This is a genomic window from Pseudomonas sp. S31, assembly GCF_016648105.1.
Taxonomy (GTDB): Bacteria; Pseudomonadota; Gammaproteobacteria; order Pseudomonadales; family Pseudomonadaceae; genus Aquipseudomonas.
In genome coordinates, this window is sequence record NZ_JACVVE010000035.1 from 1 (window position 1) to 19,097 (window position 19,097).

The 19,097-nt window shown below is 58.3% G+C and carries 7 protein-coding genes; 2 read left to right on the forward strand and 5 right to left on the reverse strand.

All coding sequences use genetic code 11. The features are described 5' to 3' along the window. Positions 1–163 precede the first annotated feature (163 nt). Positions 164–448 carry a hypothetical protein gene (locus IAE37_RS28875; RefSeq protein WP_236410094.1) on the forward strand — a complete coding sequence of 95 codons (285 nt, stop codon included), beginning with the start codon at positions 164–166 and terminating at the stop codon, positions 446–448. A 92-nt stretch (positions 449–540) separates the two neighbouring features. Here IAE37_RS28875 and IAE37_RS22005 read toward each other — a convergent pair whose 3' ends face one another. Genes IAE37_RS22005 through IAE37_RS22025 form a run of 5 tightly spaced genes read right to left on the reverse strand, consistent with a single transcriptional unit; the run spans position 541 to position 15,887 of the window. Continuing rightward, on the reverse strand, positions 541–1,320 hold the full coding sequence (locus IAE37_RS22005; protein ID WP_201176957.1) for an HNH endonuclease: 780 nt from the start codon (positions 1,318–1,320) through the stop codon (positions 541–543). Continuing rightward, positions 1,317–3,260, reverse strand: coding sequence for a chromosome partitioning protein ParA (locus tag IAE37_RS22010; protein ID WP_201176959.1), 1,944 nt, complete (start codon positions 3,258–3,260; stop codon positions 1,317–1,319). Before IAE37_RS22010 ends, IAE37_RS22005 begins: the two co-directional genes overlap by 4 nt. Before the next feature lie 6 nt (positions 3,261–3,266). After that, the gene (locus IAE37_RS22015; protein WP_201176961.1) at positions 3,267–7,790 is read right to left on the reverse strand and encodes an Eco57I restriction-modification methylase domain-containing protein; all 4,524 of its coding nucleotides are present in this window, start codon (positions 7,788–7,790) and stop codon (positions 3,267–3,269) included. Between the two features lie 24 nt (positions 7,791–7,814). Then, positions 7,815–10,607, reverse strand: a complete 2,793-nt coding sequence (locus IAE37_RS22020) for a helicase-related protein (protein ID WP_201176963.1) — start codon at positions 10,605–10,607, stop codon at positions 7,815–7,817. Between the two features lie 6 nt (positions 10,608–10,613). Next, complete coding sequence (locus tag IAE37_RS22025; RefSeq protein WP_201176965.1) at positions 10,614–15,887, reverse strand: DEAD/DEAH box helicase; 5,274 nt, start codon at positions 15,885–15,887, stop codon at positions 10,614–10,616. 1,047 nt (positions 15,888–16,934) lie between these two features. On the opposite strand from IAE37_RS22025, the gene IAE37_RS22030 reads away from it, so the two are divergent. After that, positions 16,935–19,097 (forward strand): methyl-accepting chemotaxis protein, encoded by a 2,163-nt coding sequence (locus IAE37_RS22030; RefSeq protein ID WP_201176967.1) that lies wholly within the window; start codon positions 16,935–16,937, stop codon positions 19,095–19,097.

The window sequence follows — 19,097 nt, forward strand, 5'->3', positions numbered from 1 at the left end:
ACCATCGCCCTTAATGCTGGGGTTCGGAAGGTGAGTTCGCCGGACGCTTACGCCAATGTTGCCTGGCAGACAGGAACCTAGATCGTGAGGCACGAACGCAAATCAGCTACGAACTGGGACACGGTCGAATCGATGTGGTCGCGGCTTACATTGGAGGACGGACATGAGCAAGCAATTCGATATGGAATTGTTCTTGGCTGGTGTACTGACTGGGTCGCACGCTACGCGGCAACGCCACTTGCGGCACGCGACGCTTATCCAAGCCGAAATCGCAAATCGCTGGCAGCGAGAGACGCCTTGGGCTTGGCAGAGAAAGCATTTGGCTTGGTACCTAGAAAATCGCATGAGCCAGCGAAGTGACGCGACGCGGTATTACTATTTTCTAACTGCTCGGTTACTTGTTCTTCGATTAGGGAAATCATGGGTATTCCACAGCAAGCGCCAGTAACTAGCATAACGATGGCTTACAGTAAGCTGAATTGCGAGTGAATCTGTATCGAGTTTTAAATCAAGAACTCTAGGCATTGATCTGTTTCTAGATCAGGTGCCGAGTAGGAAACGTTCGCGATGCCACCGTAAATATGGCCGATGCTCGTTGGCCACCCAGCGCAATGCCATGCCTGAGTGGATACCAAGAAGGTGCAGATCTTTTGGGGATATACGACCAGCGACCAGCAGATTTCCGTCATCATCAAAGCTGATCAGAAAGCGATCAAACAATGCATCAAGTTGAGCCGCAAGTAGAAAGCCATTGAAAGAATCCAGCCGTTCGACATCGTCGGCGCATTGCGCCCAAGGCTTGGCGTGACTGGCGCGAAGTGCTTCAGCTACAGTGACGCCGGTCACCGCACAGGCACCGCCCCAGTAGATCATTAGAGCATCTCGATAGAGATTTTGCCCTACGCGCTGGCGTACCAGGCGTTCGACTTCCGTACTTTCGCTTTCGCTCGGCAAGTCTGTTAATGCCTGCGCGACTGCCGTGTGGTAGTCGCGTACAGCCTGATTCGGTAGCGCCTGTGACAGGCTGGCCGCGCGGCGGAGCAACATCGACAGATTGGCTAGGGTGGGCACGCAGAACGCGCCATCCCCCAACGCCCATGGCTTAAAACTGCGCAATAACTCCGGCAACAGCGCAGGTGAAGCGGGCTGGAAGCGCACTTCAAAGCCAGCAACCAGCGGCACCATTGTCGCACTACTTCGGTGACGCGCCGAAGCCAATATCACTGTATCGCCATGTGCGGGCAACACATGCTCGAAACCATTGTCATGGCCTGCTTTCTCGATCAAGGCACGCTGTAGAGGATTCACTACGACACTCATGTCAACGACTCAGGATCTGCACCCAGACGTCTACGAAGAAGAAGCCCATCCTCGTTATCGGATGAAAGTCTGAGACGCTCAAAAGACTTGAAATCCTCAGTGGGCTCAGTTGATGTGGTGACAATGTACTGGATCGAATCACTTCCACTCGATGCTACGTGCCTAAGCAAAGACCATAGTATGGCCTCGCTCATTTCCGCCTCGCGAGGTGAGTCATGCAGAAGGAATCCAGGATGAAAGCTTTCTTCTTTCATGCTGTCTAGTAAGCAGGCGACATCTCCAGCCAGGATTTCCAAAACCTTGAAAGTCGTTGAATGCGCTGGCCCCATTTGAAATGGGTGATTGCGGTGCTTGTCCTCATCGTTGAAAACGCCCCACCGGAACGAGGGTAACGATTTAGCAACAGCCTGCATGGTGTCACTGATGACACGGCGACGCCCCTTCACGACCCCACGTTCTTTCTCAAGCTGTATTTGAAGCTGTTCATGTCGACGCTGGGTCGATTCAAGTTTGCGCTCCACTGCCTCGGTGTCGGTCGACTGTGATCTGCCAGATGCGATGCTTTCGTAATATTCGTAGTCTTCGATGGCTTCGTCGAGAAGCTGATGTGCTGACAGGGATTGTGCGTATTTTGCATCCAATACGGTATTCTGCTGCTTGATTGCTGCCAGTCGTGCGTCGGTAGGTGCTGCCTCGTCCTTTAATTCATTCAGCCTGTTGTGCAGAAGCGGCAGCTCGCGTTCAAGAGACTCCTTAGATCGTTGATGCCCTGTGATACGCTGCTTCCGGTCGATTTGCGTCTGTTCAATGCGCTCAATCACATAGTTGCAATCCTTGAGCAAACGATTGCCTGCATCGCAGCGTGTTGACAACCGTTGTTGCAGTGACGAAGCCTCGTTTTGCAACTCTTCTACTCGCTGTATATCTCCAGCAATCAATGCCTCCACTTGCTCAATCTCGTTGGCGAGTAGTTCCATGAGGCTTTTTATTGGCGCGCGTCCTTCCACCCATACCTGATGATCTGCTGCGAGACTTTGTCTTTCAGCCTCGATTGCCCGCAGTTCCTGCTGATAGGCCTCATGCCGTTGCCTGGCGAAATTGATCAAGTTTGGATGCTCAAGCAGGCCATCCTGCCGAAACGGAGTAGCGCCAGGGGCACTGAGGCGACGAGTCAATTGGCGGCGTACGTGTTTCAGCAAGCGCGAATGCTCTTCACGCAATGCTTGCAGCTGTGATTTTTGCTCCTCCATCTCCTTCGCTGCGCTATCCAGATCGCGCATTGTCGTAGCGTTGAGTAACAGGCCCAGCACGATTTGCATGAGTGCCGCAGGGGACTTCGCTGGTAGGCTGAATCCAACTCCATCAGCGCGCCACTGGTAATAATTGTGGTAACGAGTGTTCTGGTCACGGGAACACCAAGCCAGAATCTGATGCCACGCGATGGATTGTTTCGACGCTGGTAGATGTTGAACGGGCAGAATCTCGACTAGATGCCGGCGTAGCGCAGTTTGGTAGGCGTTGAATTCGTTTTCGGCATTACCTGTGGCCAATTGTCGCCAATTGGCTGTACGTGATGCTCGGTAGTGTTTCTGGTGCAACCATGGCTTCAGAACAATCCAGACTTCACCTCCGATATGAACACGGGCTGCTACTGCGCCTTTCTTCAATTCACGACTGTTCAACAACTCATCGCGTAAGGTCGAGCCGCTCGACCAGAGCGGATCATCCAGTACAAAACGCAGCAACTGGCAGAATGCTGTTTTACCGACGCCATGCCCCGAGCTGCCTGATCCTGGTGGAGATACGATTAGGTTCAGCCCGCACTGCAAGGAAATTTCGCGCAACGGCTGCTGCGCTGTCAGGGAGTCCAGCAGCCACAGCGTTTCCACCCAGAGGCGTGGTCTGGCATGGCTTTTCGCTGGAATGGCTGCGTTATCCATAGGCATCTATCTCCGTTTACGTAGTTCGTCGGAATGCACACTCGATGTTACACCTGCTAGTGCTTCCGCCAGGCTGGCTTCATGTTGGCCACGAGCGTCAATCAAGGCGTGAGCTAGCGATTCAGTGCGTTGGTCACCAATGATTTCGGCCAGTGCTTCCGGGTTGCGAATGGACAGGGGGGCAGTCACAGCAACGTTCAGCAAAGCACGAAGCCAACTGAAAATGTGCGCCCAACGTTCCGTGTCTACCTGTGCCAGCCAATCCTGCAACCACTCTGCATGAGGAGTGCCTTCTGGCAGACGTGTTCCCAAAATGCGTCGCAAGCGATTATCTTCACACGCCCCGGCTCCCAGGAGTACGTCGCATATTAGGCCAGCCAGCCAATCCTCTGCCTCTGAAGCAGGTGTGCCGCTTTTGACATAAGTTGGATGCGGCATAGTACGTCGAGCCAATTTGATTTTGGTATTTGTGATCGGCTGCTGTTCTTCCAGCGCATCCCACGCTTCCAGCACCAGCCTTCGGGTGCGATATTCACCGAACTCCTTCAGTTCCTTGTTCTTGAGCACGCGGAAGGTTTCGCTAGGGTAGTCTTGGCCCATGACATCGATGGGGTCAAGGATATAGCGGAGTTCGTCACGGGTAAGGCCGTAGAGTTTGGCGTAGTAAGCATCGAGTTCGGCACGCAGAATGGCGCGACGGTCGGGGTGGAACGCGAAGGGGCGCGCGTTGTAACCCAGATCTTGCGCCCAAGCGCTTAGGTCGTGGGCAGTGTAGGTGAGTTCCAGCACTCGCGGAACGATAAAGGCGAGATCGGCTCTGGTGTAGCGGTCGGGCGGCAGGAAGGGCAACTGCTTCAAGTAAAAGTAGGTCAGCGATGTTCCACCAATTTTCTGGCGAGCGACGTAATCCAAGGCCAGCGCATTAAAGTTGCCCAGTAATGCCGCAGAATGCTCAACAGATGGTGACGTTTTTGCGAACCAGAGTGGAGTTTTGTGATTGGCTCCCACCCTAGGTAGCACCGACGCAATCACCGTCCGCTCATCGGTGGCGCGGCAAATGTCACGCCAGCCCAACAACCAACCCCGCTCCCATTGCCAGGTCACTTGGCCATCACGGTTGCGTTTACACAGGCGTTCTTCCACTTCCGTGCGGTTGACCCAGTAACGCGGGGTAATGGTGAAGTCGGGGTCGGCTTTTTCGGCAAGGGTCAGGTCGCGGCTGTTGCCGTCGCTGCCATAGCTGGCCCAGCGGTGGTCGAACTGGTGGATGAGTTTTGCTTCGTATAGCGGCAGGAAATCGTCGGCGTGTTTATCCTTGAACAGGTGACTGTCATTGGACATGTGCAGCATGGCCGTGAAGGAAATGCCCCAGGGGTTTTGCGAGGGTTGCAGCAGCTTCGCCTGCTTGCCTGCACCTGCGGTGACGGCATCGCGCATCAGCACAGGGGCCGCACGATAAAGCTTTTTAGTCAGTTCCGCATCTTGCTCACTGCGGAAAACCGGACAGGTGAGAGTGTTGGGATTGATAAGGCGGAATTCGTCGGGCGTGAGGGTGAAACGGCGGCGGTCATCTTTGAGGTCGTCAATAACTTTGGCTTGAAACAAGAACTCGGAGCGAGGCGCATCACCCAAGGTGAGTAAGCAGAATGGATCACGACTATCCGTACTTGGAAACAGTCTACGAATCTCCCAGAATCCCAACAAGCTAGCTAGTCGCTTAGTTTGGCTGATGTGACCGAAGTACGCCTTGGTGCTGTCGTCGGTGGCAATGCCGGTGGGCACGATAAAGCCGGCACGGCCAGTGTCGGCATGGATTTGTAGGATGGTCTCGGCAAATAGCGCATAGGTATTCACATCACCCACGCCGGTAAGCGGATAGCGGCCACCGTCGTCGCCTTTGACGTGAGCGAATAGGCTAGCGGCCTCCGCCGTTCGGCGGGCACTGATAAATTCGCGATATAGACGTTGCTCGGCTTCGTCCTCATGCGCTTCATGGACCTGTTCGGGATAGAGATGGCGCGCCAGCATGCCTTTACTAAGCCACTGGATGCGCTGGGCGCGCTCGGCCTTGTTGCGGGCTTCGGCCACGTCCCGGTGACGGGTCGCGAAGAATTCTTCTTCCTGCAACTTGATGCGCTCCCACGGTGGATTACCCAGCACGCAATCGAAGCCGCCTTGGGCAAACACCTGTGGAAAAGCTAGTGGCCAGTGGAACACGCGGGCTTCTTTGCAGGCTTGCTGGGCGGCCGCCAGTGCGGGCTGCTGGTCGGCAGGCAGTGCACTGCCCACCAGGGTGAGGTAAAGCGTAGCCGTGGTGGGGATAGCTTGGGTGTTGCCTTCGGTTTTGGGCAGCAGGTAGGCCCCCAGCAGTAGATCAGCGGCCTGGGCCAGCCGGCCGGTGCGGGCGGTATCCAGGTAGCGCTCATAGGTTTGCGCCTTGACGGCGATCTGCTCAGTGCTGTCTTCGGGCAAAGCTTCCAGCGCGCGCAATGCGGCGAGGCCTTTGTCGTGTCTCTGCACGAGTTCGGTCTGGCCAAAAGCGCGCGCGGTGCGCTTTTTTTCCAGGTCTTTGAGCGCGGCAGTATTGGTTTTGGCCAATGCCTTGCACAGTTCCCGATCGTCGCCGCTAAGGGGCTTGAAGGCGTCCTTGGCAATGCCTTGCTCCAGCACGTTCAGATCGGTCAGCCCCAACAGGGCGTCCCCGACTTGCAGGTGGTGGTCGAGAAAGCCCAGCGGGCGGCCCTCCTCGTAGCCCTCCAGCCACAGTGCCATACGGGCCAGTTCGATAGCCATGGGGTTGCGATCCACGCCGAAGATGCAGTGGGCCACCACTTCGCGCAGGGCATGGCGGTAGTCCTGCGGCTGGATGGCGCCTTCCTGCCCGCCTTCGAGGCTGCGCAACTGGGCCAGTTTTTCCGCCAGACGGCGGGCGGCGGCGAGCAGGAAGTGGCCGCTGCCGCAGGCCGGGTCGATGACGCGGATGGCGAGCATTGCTGCACTGGGATTGGCTGGGTTGGCGGCCAGGCGCTGTTCGATGACCGGCTCCAACGCGCTCTTGATAAGTTCCTGCACAAGGCTGTCGGGAGTGTAGTAGCTGCCACTTTTCTTACGGTCGTTGCCTTTAGCAGCACCTTGTTCCGGCTCAAAGAAGGCAAAAGTTCGTGCCGGTAAATCAACTTCGGGCACCAGCTCCAGCAGGCTTTCATAGACACTGCCCAGCTCCTCTGGCCCCATGTTGCGGTAATCCACTGGAACTAAGCTCTGGGCTTTGTCGGGTCTGGCCCAGCGTAAGTGTTCTAGGGCTGCCAACACATGAGCATTCTCCAGGCTAGCGCTGTCCAGATCGGGGCACTGTTCGAGGGAGAACAGGCCGCCCAACGCGGGCAACGCCAGGAGCGGCTCTCCCTGCGCCAGGCCGCGAAAGACGATGCGGATGGCCTGCCATTGATCGTCGTGCCGGGTACGAGCGCGGCGCTTGAGGCACAGCTCGCGCAGGCGGGCCAGGGCGTAGCCTTCGGCATAGGCGCGGCGGGCAGCCAGGGACTCGTCACTTTCATCCTGAGGGTGCAGCACGCCACGTTCTTCGACGGTGAAGACGAAGATGAGCCGGTAGATCAGGCGCAGCAATTGCTGGAAGTAGGCCTCCTTACTCATCGCACCATTGTCCAGAGCAGTGCGCAGGGCGTGGTTGGCGGGGTGTTGCAGGAAGCCCGCGCCGAAGGTCAACAGGGCTTGTTCGACGCCATTGCGCAGGCCGTCGCGCACGCGGGTGCCTTCCTGTTGGCCTTCGTTGCGCCAGCGCTCCCAGATACAGGTGCCCTCACTCCCTACCCCTCTCTCAGAGGGAGAGGGGAGTAACCGCGGCGCGCGGCTGGCATGCAGCAGCCGCCAGATGTTGGCGAATTCGGCATAACGCTGGCCACCGAGTAGGTCAGCGAGATCGACCTCCAGATAGCTAGGGCGGGTCAGCGATGCGGCGTCGCGAAGCAGACGCAGTTGTTTACCATTGCTGGCGATGCCCCAGAGATACTCGGGACTGGCGTTGAGTAGCTCCTGCATAGTCTGAAAGGGAGCTTTTTTGCGACTCCCGCTGCCGATGACGGCAAACCGCGAGTTGGCTTCATCCAGTCCCAAACTGTGCGGTGCGACCAGTACAGGGAAATGTCCGGCCACAAGGCTGACGGGGTAGTACAGTTCGCCTACCTGCTGCGCTTGTGAAGGTTGCAGGTTGGTATAGCCGAAGGCGTCACGCAGCAGTTCATGGATAAAGGAGGTCGTGAGCCGTGCGGCATCGAGGTCGGCGCGCTCCATCTGCGCAGCGAAGTGCTGCCACTGGGCGCAGGCGATCTGGAAGGCGCGACTGTATTCGTCCTTGAGTTTGACTCCCTTGGGGGTGCCGTAGTCGGGCTCTAGCTGTGCGCTGGCACGTCCCTGGGCGGCTTTTTCTAGTTGGTCAGGCAGGAATAGTCCACCTTCGAGCTTGAGGGTAGGCAGGTTCAGCGTGGCCTGGGTTTTGCGGATGCGTTTCATGGTTGTGCTTCTCTAGGCCAAAACTTATAGCGAGTCAGGCAGCAGCACGTACACGCCCATCACATCGACGGGCAGGCAGGGGCTGACACTGTACTGGCCAACGTCGCGGGTGGCCTCGCGTACGCGCTGGTGATCGGCCAGCAGGGTATCGGCCCGCTGCTGGGCCAGCACTTGCAGTTGCTGTGAGTGCGCGGCGAGGAAGTCAAGCGCGGTGCGTACTTCGCGTTGCACGGCTTCAGTAGGCAAGTTGCCGCTGGGCGTGCATTCAAGCAGGCGGCTCACGCTGTCGTCGGCCAGCCACTGTGGGACGTTGCGGCCCTGCACTGCCAGAGCCACGGTTTCCTCAGCCATCATCTGAAAGGGCTGGCGGCGGCGTATGTAGCTGAGCTGGTGGCGCAGGCGCAGCAGATAGAGGGTGGTGACTACCTCAACGTCTTCGGTCAGGGTAACGGCGCAGCGGGCGGCCAGTGGATTTTCACCCCCGAGCGCACCTTCCAACAGGTGCTGGGCCAGTAGACCCACCAATGGGTGGCTGCGATGCATTTCTCTAAAGTCGATTGGCAGGGGCGTGGTGATGCCTTCATCGGCCAGGCGTTGGCGCAGGGCTTCAGGCAGGTGCTGCGGCAGGAAGCGTGCTGTCTGCTTGCGGCCAGCTTCCAGCGGCGCCCCGAGACGCACGCAGGCGCTTTGCAAGAAGCGCTGCACGTCGGCCTGGGTGCCCAGAGCTTGTTGCTGTTTGTGCCACTCGGGCAACACTTCGTCGGGTTTGATGCGGCGCTGGGCGAACACGGTGCGGTTGGCCTTGGCTTTTTCCAGGGCATCTTGCCATTGCGCTTGTAGTGGCTGTAGCTCGACATTGGCTTCGGCAAATAGATCTGGCGTGTAGGGTGCTGCCATCCGCTCACGGCCCATCAGTGCGGCCTTGACTAGCGCTTGGTTGATGCGGGCTTCATCTTCGGGTAGCGGAACCAACACGCCCAGCTCCCTCTGGATGGCCTCACCCTTCTTGAGGATGACATTGAGCACGAAGCCATCCACCGGGTTGTCCTGGCCGTAGAGCATGGTGCAGCGCACTTCTTCGGACTGTTGACCGAAGCGGTCGACCCGGCCTTCGCGCTGTTCGTGGCGGGTGGGGTTCCAAGCCAAGTCGTAGTGTACGACGGCGGTGAATAGGTGCTGGAGGTTAATGCCTTCGGAGAGGCAGTCGGTGGCGACCAGAATACGCTGGTCGGCATCCGCCATGTCGTCCACACGCTCTCGGCGTTGCTCGGGCGTGAGTTCGCCGGTGATGGCTTCGATCGTGGTATTGGGAAACGCAGCTTTGAGGTGCTCGGCCACGTAGTGGGCGGTGGCGATGTAGCGGCAGAACACTACGGGGTGGTAGCCATCCTTCACTAGCAGCCCGATATGTTGGATCAGCGCGGCCAGTTTGGGGTCGCCCCTTTTACCGCTGAGGCGGCGTGCATCGGTGATAAGGGTTTGGAGGCGACTGGCATCCCGCACCTGGATTTGTACTTGCGCAGGTGGCTCTAAGTCGTTGCTGGAGAGGTCGTCGGCTTCGCCATCATGCAAGCGTTCGTCGCTGAGAAGGGAATCATCCAGCAGGGCACCTTCAAGCCGGGTGGTCAGTGCCTTGACAGCGGCGGCGGGCGATGAAGCTACGCAGCGCAGCAATGCTAGTGTGGCGTACCAGATGAGACCGGCACCACCCTGGGCATCCTGCTGTTCAATAGTTTCGGCAAGCTCGCGACAGTAGTCCTGCACAGCGTCAAAGAACGCGCCCCATTCACCGCTGAGTTGGTAGGTGAGTTCGGTTTTCATGCGGCGGGGGAAACCGCATCCATCGTCGGTTTCGGCCTGCCATTCGGCGATGTCCTTTCGGCGGCGCTGAACAAAGTGGCGGGACAGTTCTTGGCGCAGCGGGTCGGTGGCTGTCATTCGGCCTTGCAGGGCAGCAAAGCGCGGGGCGAGCAGCGACAGCAGGTTGTAGAAAGCGGCTTCATCGCCTGAGTGCGGCGTGGCAGTGAGCAAAATCAAGTGACGCTGTTCGTCCCTCGCCAGGCGTTGTAACAGTTCAAAACGCAATTGCTTGCCTGCACCGCTGCTAGCACAGGTGTGTGCTTCATCCACGATGATGCACTCAGGGGCCGTGGCGAGGAATTGCTCGCGGTTGCGTTCGCTCTTGATGTAATCCAGGCTGACCACTACCACCGGATGATGGTCGAACAAGCGCACGCCATGCGGTAGTTCGCGCTCGATGCGAGCTGCAGAGGATGAGGTCAGTGCAGTGGTCTGAAGGTTGAAACGAGTTTCCAATTCGCTTTGCCATTGCTCGACCAGATGCGGTGGACAGAGGATGGCCAAACGGCTGATTTCGCCGCGATCCATCAGTTCGCGGGCGATCAGGCCGGCTTCGATGGTTTTGCCGATACCCACGTCGTCGGCGATTAAAAGGCGCACGGTGGATAGGCGCAGCGCCATCAACAGCGGCACGAGCTGGTAGCCGCGCGGTTCAACGGCAATGTTACCGAAGGAGCGGAACGGGCCGGCTCCAGCGCGTAGGGTCAGACGTAGCGCGTCGCGCAGCAACAGCGAGGCGGCGTGGTTGCCAGCTTGCGCGGGATCGGGCCAGGAGAAGGTGGCGGGTTCGACGGGACACAGTTCCAGTTCGGGGATCAGGGTGATGCTTTCGTCATCGGCACCGCTCAATGGGCGCAGGCGCAACCAGTCGCGGCGGGAGTCACTCTGCACCACCCATTCGCGACCACGGGCGCGCACCAGATTGCCGGGCAAAAAGTCGTGTTCGAGAGTTGTCATGCGCCTTTATTCCTTGGAACCGAACACATCGGCATGTGCGGCAAATTGTTGTGACCAGTGTGACGCGTCCGAAAAATCGAGCACCTGCCAGCCTTTGTCCTGCAATACACTTATGGTCTGCTCATCCACTAGGGATAGAAATACCAAGGCACGGGATGCCTTGTATTGGGCGGCGGCGACGGCTGTACCGTTGTTGACGGGCACGTTGAACGCATCGGGTTGCAATGTGCCAACCTGCTTGAGGGCTATTAGCCAGGCATCAAGAGGCTCGTCGGCTGCCGTACTGGGAGCCGCAGCGGACGGGTTTTCCATTGACGGCATTACCTGGGCATTGGCCAGCGCCACCAACAACTTAAGCGCATCGGCGTTACGGCGGTTGATGTGCTCATGGTCGGGCTGGTTGAAGTAGGACAGCAAACACTGGTAGCAGCCAGCTTCGCACTGATGATTGCCAAGTTCATTACTGCGTTCAAGTGACGGCAAGTCGTCCATGGTCCATACGCCGTTCTGCGGGGCGCGATAGTGGATTAGTTGCAACGCCTTGTCTGCCACCAATGCCATATCGGCGGGGCTGTTAGCCAAACGGGTAAGAACGCCGGCACCACCTTCGGCCGCTTCATAGAACAACAGGGCACGACGCTCATCAGATTTAGGCAGAGGCTCGGCCACCAGTTCGGACTCCTCGATCTGGAAGGTCATTTCTATACCGCGCTTGAGCGCAGCCTGCAACGTGGCCATGGCCTCCAGTGATAGCACTTGCAGAGGTGCGAGGATCAATAGATTGCGGTGATCCTCGACGAAGGGAACGATGCGCTGGTTGGGCACTTTTTCCATCAGCGCATCACCTTCGCCCTTTTCGTCTTCGGCGTCTGGTGCATCCTGTTTGCTCCAGGTGCCGGTGATGGGATTGATGTAGAAGCCCAGTTGTTCCTTGTCCTTGCGTCTGCGCCAGCCACGGTTGATCCGCCAGATTTGTGCAGCGGGTGCGTAAGTGAGCTCGCCCAGAACGTCCTCGCCTTGTTGGATTACGGCCTTCTGCTTCTGGATACAGCCATCAGGGCCGGGCAAGAACCGGTAGGTGGTTTGCAGCTCGAAGCCTTGACGCTGACGCTCCTCGTCGTTGATGGAGATGCGCTCGGTAGCTACTGTCTCCACGGTTTCAATGCGATAGAGTTCGCGCACCCAATCGTGCTCGGTGAGCAGGGCGTCGCAGTTTTCGCAGCGGTTGACCAGCGGCTGCTCGCCGCCAGGCTCACCGAGATGACCGTAGCCACACTGACTGCATACCAGCGAGGCAATGGTAGACAGTTGACTGCTACCGGAGATGTGGTCCGTATTGCCGACGTTGAGCTTGGCGCGCACCACGCGGTACATTCGACCCTGGTGGTAGATGAGGCTGCGTGGGCCGAACTCGGATAGAGCCAGAAAACGCGGTCGGCTGACCATGCTGCCTTCGTCGTCTTTGCCATTGGCAGTCTGCCCGCCACGGGCGGGAATCCACGCCATCAGCGGCAGGCGCGGAAAATTGTAGCCAGGCAGGAAGCCTTGGCTAGCTAGGTAACGATAGGTGTAGAAGTCGTTGTTCTGGCCGTTACCGGACTTGAGCAGCACGGCATACTGGCGCGCAGCGTCACCATAGCGGCGCTGAGCGTTCTGGCGTTCCGTATGCGAGGCACTATGGCTCTTTACGATGCGGTCGGCCATGTCCATCTGCTGACGGGTGGCATCGAACAGCACGCGCCAGCGCTCCAGTGCCCCGGAGAAGGCCAGCGCCGCGTTGTCGATGACCTGGCGCACATAGTCTTGGGAAAACCAGGAACTGCTCTCGAGCTCCCCCGTGAGTTGGTCGATGACCCGTCCCGCACTTACCAATGCCCGCTGCTGGACGGTAGATGACCGCAACGCTTCGTGCAGGGGCTGCTTCAGTGGCTTTCCGGGCTGATCGAGATCCAGCATGGGTGCGATGCTGTCATCTAATGGCGCCTGGGTGCTGGCCAGCCAGACCGCTTGCAGATGGCTGTCGATGAGGTCGCGGTTGGTCAGGTCTAGAGTTGGAGCACGCACTACGCCATGCACCATCTGCTCTGCATTGTGAAAGAACCACTGATCATGCGGACTAAGCGCCGCGCAGTAGGTAATGACCAGGGCCTGCTGCCCTGAGCGACCAGCACGACCGCTGCGCTGGGCATAGTTGGCGGGTGTCGGTGGCACGTTGCGCAGATACACAGTGTTGAGCGCGGAGATGTCCACACCAAGCTCCATGGTGGGCGAACAGAACATCACCGGCAGACGCTCCAGGGGAGCTTCATGAGTCGGAGTCTGTGCCCAGTCCTGTCTATCTTTTTCGGTGTAGCGGAAACGCTGCTCCAGCAGTTGTCGGCGTGGCGCATCCACTTGGGCCGTGTGTTCCTGGGCCTCGAAGTCAAACAGTGGATGCGAGGGCCGTTGTAACATGTCGGCAATACCGAGGTACAAAGCGCGGAAATACTGATTAATACGACTGCTGTCAGCTTGCGGCTGATCGGCAATTAGGCACCAGTCCAGTGCAGCCGCGTTCAAGCGCCAGCCCGCGAGCTGGGCATCGATGGGCTGACTCTGCACATAACCGTAGTTCTTGGCAGACTCCAACAAGGCTTCGATAAGTTCGGCCCATTCGATATCCCTCCAATGCAAAACTTCACTGGCGCAGGCGCTCTCGCGCCAGAAGGGTGCGGTCTTGATTTGCCGCAGCAGACGTGAGCGCGGGCCGCCTGTAACCAGATCTGTACGCGGCTTGCCCCGGTACTCCGGTCGCTTGCTGAGAATGAGATAGCGGCCAGTATCGAGCTTCTCGTCGGGGGCAAAAGCCCAGCGTTCATTCAGATAAGTGTGGGCACTGGTGCGCGCCTTGTCCTGCTCGACTGGGTCGAGGTAACGACTTTCTAGGCACAGTTGGCGGCGCAGGGTGTCGAACAGCAGCTCGTATAGAATCGCCCGTTGTGCGACCGTCAATCTGGCCAGGATGTGGTTGGCAGCAAAGATGCTCGAATCCGCGCAGAAGCCATCCAGCTCGCGATAACGAATCTGCAACAAACCGAGCTGATCCAGATTCGGGTTGTTGTAGCGCCAGCCGCGGCGCAAATCACGCAATAACCGATAGGCGATGATGAAGCGCAGCGTGCGTTGAGCTTCCTGCCGTGCCAGCCCCATGAGTTTTGGGGTACGCAGATACTCCACCAGTGTCGCGTTATCGATTCCTTGAAAACCTAGGGCCTTGAATACGCTTTCGGCAAGATGCTCTTCATCGACTTGACCGCCGCTGCCTTGGAGGGCACCAACCAAGCCGGCGCGCAGTGTCACCAGGAAAATGAAGTCGTTGAAATGCCCCGCCTGCAGAGCAGCGTCCTGACGGTTGTCGGTGAAACCTAGCAGCTTGCGCGGATCAGGCTGGCCTGGTGATGGTTCGGGAAATGCAAACAACTGTTGCAAAGCCGCCAGGGTTATCATGGTGGTGGCAGAAGAGCGGCCTTCACCAGATAGACTGGAGAGGCGGTTGGCATCCTTACCATGAGCTTCATGTGTTGTGCCGCAGTTCAGGCAGAAGCGGAATTTGCCGGGGATAAACCAGAATTCCGTCCCCGAACCTGTTTTCCCTTTAGCATCGACAGTGACCATATAAGGAAGGGCATTTTTGTAAGCTGGCTTGACCTTGGGCTCGCTGCGGCTGAGGTCGATCCAGCTTTCCGGCAAGTCTTCAAATAGGCCGCCGTATTGCTGTCCGCGCACTAGAGGGCACAAAAAGCCATAGCTGGCATCGTCCTCTGCCGCAATGTCGTCGATTTCACGCGAGCTAAAGCTAACAGGTTGCTGTGAGTGCCAGACAGGCAGGTATTCCTGACCGCAATCGCGGCAGAAGTGCGCGGGGTAAAGCAACACATTATCTTGCTGACGTCCCGGCGCGAAACGCTGTGCATCCAACGTAACAAGACGCCTGCCGCGCTCTTCCAAAGTGGTAAGCACCTTGCCGGGGCCGCTAATGAACTGGTGTAGCTTGAACGCGAATGGCGGCTTGCCTTGTGGCGTACGCATATTATGGGCGGCCACAAGGAAGCGCTGCAGGGCGGCTCGGGCTTCTTCAGGTCGGCAGTCGGCGTCTTTTGCAAGTCGGCCGCTGGCATCTTCCAAGCGCATAGGGCGGGCTCGGCGCGGAGGCTCATCGGGCGGAAGGTCGATACCTAGAGTCAACTCGACCCAAACAGCCAGCGGATCGTCGCGGAAAGCTTCGAAATCAGCCCAGATATGATGCTCGCGAGCGACGGCCGCGGGCAATGCTGGACGAATTGCATTGATGTCCTTGAGTGGATTGGTGACACGCTCTAAGGTCTCACCGATGACATCATGTTCACTGATATTGGTACCAAAAAGCTTGCTGGCCACATCGGCCACCACACGGTTACGGTCGATCTGCCTGCCCGTGCTGGACATGGTGGCAGATGTGCCAATACACACCAATTGCGTAGCGTTCAAGCGCTCTCGCAGGCGTCGCACTAGCAAAGCGACATCCGCCCCCTGACGGCCACGATAGGTGTGCAGTTCATCCAACACCAAAAATTCAAGACCTTCGCAGTGCTCTACAACCCGTCGGTCGTCTTTGTCGAAACGCGTGAGGATGTATTCCAGCATCATGAAGTTGGTGAGCAGGATATCGGGTGGGCTATCTGCAATCGCAGTGCGTTCTGCTTTGCTTTCCTGGCCGGTGTAGCGTTTGACGGTGAAGGGACGAAGCTCTGGCGCATAGCCATGTAGAAATTTATCGAGTTCTTCCAGTTGACTATTGGCCAGAGCGTTCATGGGATAAATAACGATAGCCCTGGTGCGTGCTTTGCTGTCGGCTTGCTTCGCTTTGAGAATGCGATCAATGATCGGGATGAAGAAGGACAGGGATTTCCCCGACCCCGTACCTGTCGTGACGACATAGCTTTGACGCCCTTGACCTTTGGCCAGAGCTTCCAACTGGTGCTTGTAAAGATGCAGGGGCTGCGGCGAGCCTTCGGTTTTCCCAACCTGAAATATCTCCGCACAGGCGGAGTGCAAAATGCCCTGGTCCACTAACTGCTGCGCCGTGCCTTGGCGTTGGTAGTTAGGATTGATCTGCACCAGTGGCTCAGGCCAGTAGCGACCTTGAGTGTATTGATGCTCTACCTCTGCTTGGATATCGGGTGCTGCGATGCGTACGAAGCTGCGGGAAAAATTGCCATAGCGTTCAATGAGCTGGTCGCGGAATTGAAAAACGTTATCCATGGTGAGTCCTCACTGATCCGTCTTACTGCTAGTGGCCAGAAACGCCGTACTAAGGTAGATGCCTGCCGAGATGCGCTTCCATTTTGCACCGCGCCCTTTGCCGGTCGGCTCAATCAACCTCTCTGACTTGATGGCCCGAAGCACAAGCCGCACCATATACCGGCTCACGCCGGGACAGGCATTTTCGATGACGTCAAATGTGCGGCGACCAGCCGCAAATTCTGCCGCGACGTGATGTCGTTGTTTGAGTGGTTCGAGGAAGCGTGGGGAGGTACTCGGGACTGAGCGGTTGCATGATAACGTAAGCAGAGGCACGCAAAGGTGCAAATCATAGGGGGCAAATGGCGTACTGTCTCGAAAATCCCTCATAAAATTTGCCGCAGGTGCCGCTGTCTGACGAACCTTGATCACAATGTCCCTCTTCTCCGGCAGTGATCACCCCTGCCATGTCGAATACGCTAAGTCACTCTCGACTCAGGTCTCGGTAACCAGGCCGTCACCACACCTGTAAGGAGTCGTTGGCTCTTACCCATCTGCCTCTAATGCCAGACGAGCGATACCTATCCCCTCTTCCTCCGTACAAGGGATGAAAAAGGGGCTGACGACCTCACGGTTGGCCGCCGCCAAACGACTCCTGATAGCTGACTGAGAAAGATCACTATTCAACAATCCGCCTTAATTCCGTACAGCGCATTCCAAACGGTATTCCACGAAAAATAAAAAACTGACAAAACCAAGAATTTTCATAGGCTTATCAAATCATTTCAGGTTACCCCGGCCCAAATGATCAATCAAAGACGTCCACGGACGTCTTTTTTTGTGCCCCAGACTCCCCCATCTGCAATCCTCCTGCGCCAGCCACGCCACCAAAGCCGCTCAACTGCGCCCTACCCATGCAGCTTCTTGGTGCATTACGCACCACTTTGGCGCCATCGCACGCCTGAAAACGCGCATACCCCCGTAACATCCAAATCATTAGCCCCCCACGACCTGGCGTACAAATTGCTATCAATCTGCCATCTAACTAGAAAAAAGATGGGAGCCTCCATGACGCTCGCAAGCCACACCATGCAGTTGTCCCCCAGCGAAAAACATTGGCTACCGTGGTTCGGCAAGACCGGAAAGCTCTCCATGGGCTGGTCCTGCCACCTCAACCAAGCCGCCTACCCAGTTATCGAACAAACCTTCGAAGCCATCGCCCAAACCCGCGTGCGCCTGCTGCAGAACTGGGCCCGCGAGCAGTGGGAACACCTGAATGAACTGGCCGAACACTGCAGCGACGACCTCAGCCAACTCGACCGCACACTACTGGCGGACAAACTCGCCCAGGCCGACGATTTTTCCGAACTGTTCGTCGTCGACGCCACCGGTGCCGTAGTCACCTCGACCTGGGAGCGCCGGGACAACCAGCCGCTCACGCACGCCAAGGCCCTGGCCCAGGGTCTGAAAGCCCCCTTCCTGCACGGCCCCTACAGCGACCCGCTGACCTTGCAGATCGGCCCATCGTCCTCACGCTTCCACGATGCCGTGACCTTGATGTTCTACCAGCCCCTGAAAGTCGCCGGCAAAACCCTCGGCTGCCTCTGCGCCCGGGTGCCGAACGATGTGCTCGGCGATCTCATCCAGCGCGAGGCCGGGCATATTTTCGCCGAGTCGGGCGACAACTACCTGTTCATGGCGCAATCGCACTTCGACCCGACCGTGCAGCCGGGCACCGCCTTGTCGCGTTCACGCTTCGAAGACGGCACCTTCACCCATGGCGAAAACCTCAAGAGTGGCGTGCACACGCCCTGGTCCACGGTACGGATCGATCAGCACACCGAACTGGAGCTGCGCTTCACCGACCCGGCAACCCAGCAATTGCACCCTGGCGTGCGTGAAACCATCCGCCACGGCTCGAACCTGTTCGTCACCTACCCCGGCTACTCCGACTACCGCCACATCCCGGTGGTCGGCAAGGGTATCACCTTCCAGCTGCCAGGCTCGCCCGACCGCTGGGGCATGATGTGCGAAGCGGATCTGGAAGAGGTGTATCGCCGGCGCTCGCTGACCCATGGTCTGATGAAACCCTACATCGCCACCATGGCCGGGCTGCTGGGCTGCAATGTGCTGGTCCAGCATTACGCCGGGCTGTCGCAAGGGCTGAACGACGCGGTCATGCTGCTGAGCATGCTGTGCGCTGCCGCCCTGTTCAGCCGCCTCGGCCCCAAGCGCCTGGCGGCGCGGCTCAACGGCATGACCGATGTGCTGCGGACCATCGCCGAGGGTGAAGGCAACCTGCGCCAGCGCCTGGACATCACTGCCATGGCCAATGATGAGACCGGCGACATGGGCCGCTGGATCAACAGTTTCATCGACCGCCTCGACTCGGTGGTCGGCCAGGTGGTCAAGGCCAGCCGCAATGTCGGCGCCACCAACCAGATGATGCTCGGGCGCAGCCAGCAGGCCAGCCTGACCTCCAGCGAGGTGGCCGACGCGGTGCACCAGATGATGATCATCGTCGAGGACCAACTGGGCGAGATCCAGCAGGCTTCGGCCAGTGCCGAACAGATGAAGCAGGCCATGGATGAAGTGGTCAGCCGTGCCCGCGAACAGTTTGCCGCAGTGCAGGCTGGCACCCAATCGATTCGCGACGTGGTACAGCGTTCGTCAGCGAGCGTGCAACGGCTCGACAGCCAGATGACTCAGATCGGCAACATCACCGGGTTGATCAGCGATATTACCAGCCAGACCAACCTGCTGGCCCTCAACGCCGCCATCGAAGCCGCACGGGCGGGGGAACATGGCCGCGGCTTCGCCGTGGTCGCCGAAGAAGTCCGCAGCCTGGCGGCGCGTACTTCACGGGCGGCGGACGAAATACGCAACATGGTCGAAGGCCTGCAGAAAGAGACCCGACACGCTGTCGGTTTCATGGAGGAAGGCGTCCAGGACGTGGACGACAGCCTGCGCCTGGCCGAGGATGCCTCTTCGGAAAACGTCCAGCTGCACCAGGCAGTGGAAAGCATGTTCGCCATCATCCAGCAACTCAATGCCCGCAGCCTGGCCTGCGGCAAGACCATCGAGAAAGTCGACCAGTCTTCGGCCGAGATGCGCCAGACGGTAGTGGTGCTGCAAAGCAGCGCGGAGACGGTGAAGGTCAACGCCAGCAAGCTGGAGAAGCTGGTCGGGCAGTTCGAAACGAGCAGTGCCGGCGATCGGGCGGCGGCCTGA

Bases quoted from the DNA above. Each gene is read 5' to 3' on its own strand.
- IAE37_RS28875 (WP_236410094.1), top strand. From the start codon at position 164: ATGAGCAAGCAATTCGATATGGAATTGTTCTTGGCTGGTGTACTGACT.
- IAE37_RS22005 (WP_201176957.1), bottom strand. From the start codon at position 1,320: ATGAGTGTCGTAGTGAATCCTCTACAGCGTGCCTTGATCGAGAAAGCA.
- IAE37_RS22010 (WP_201176959.1), bottom strand. From the start codon at position 3,260: ATGGATAACGCAGCCATTCCAGCGAAAAGCCATGCCAGACCACGCCTC.
- IAE37_RS22015 (WP_201176961.1), bottom strand. From the start codon at position 7,790: ATGAAACGCATCCGCAAAACCCAGGCCACGCTGAACCTGCCTACCCTC.
- IAE37_RS22020 (WP_201176963.1), bottom strand. From the start codon at position 10,607: ATGACAACTCTCGAACACGACTTTTTGCCCGGCAATCTGGTGCGCGCC.
- IAE37_RS22025 (WP_201176965.1), bottom strand. From the start codon at position 15,887: ATGGATAACGTTTTTCAATTCCGCGACCAGCTCATTGAACGCTATGGC.
- IAE37_RS22030 (WP_201176967.1), top strand. From the start codon at position 16,935: ATGACGCTCGCAAGCCACACCATGCAGTTGTCCCCCAGCGAAAAACAT.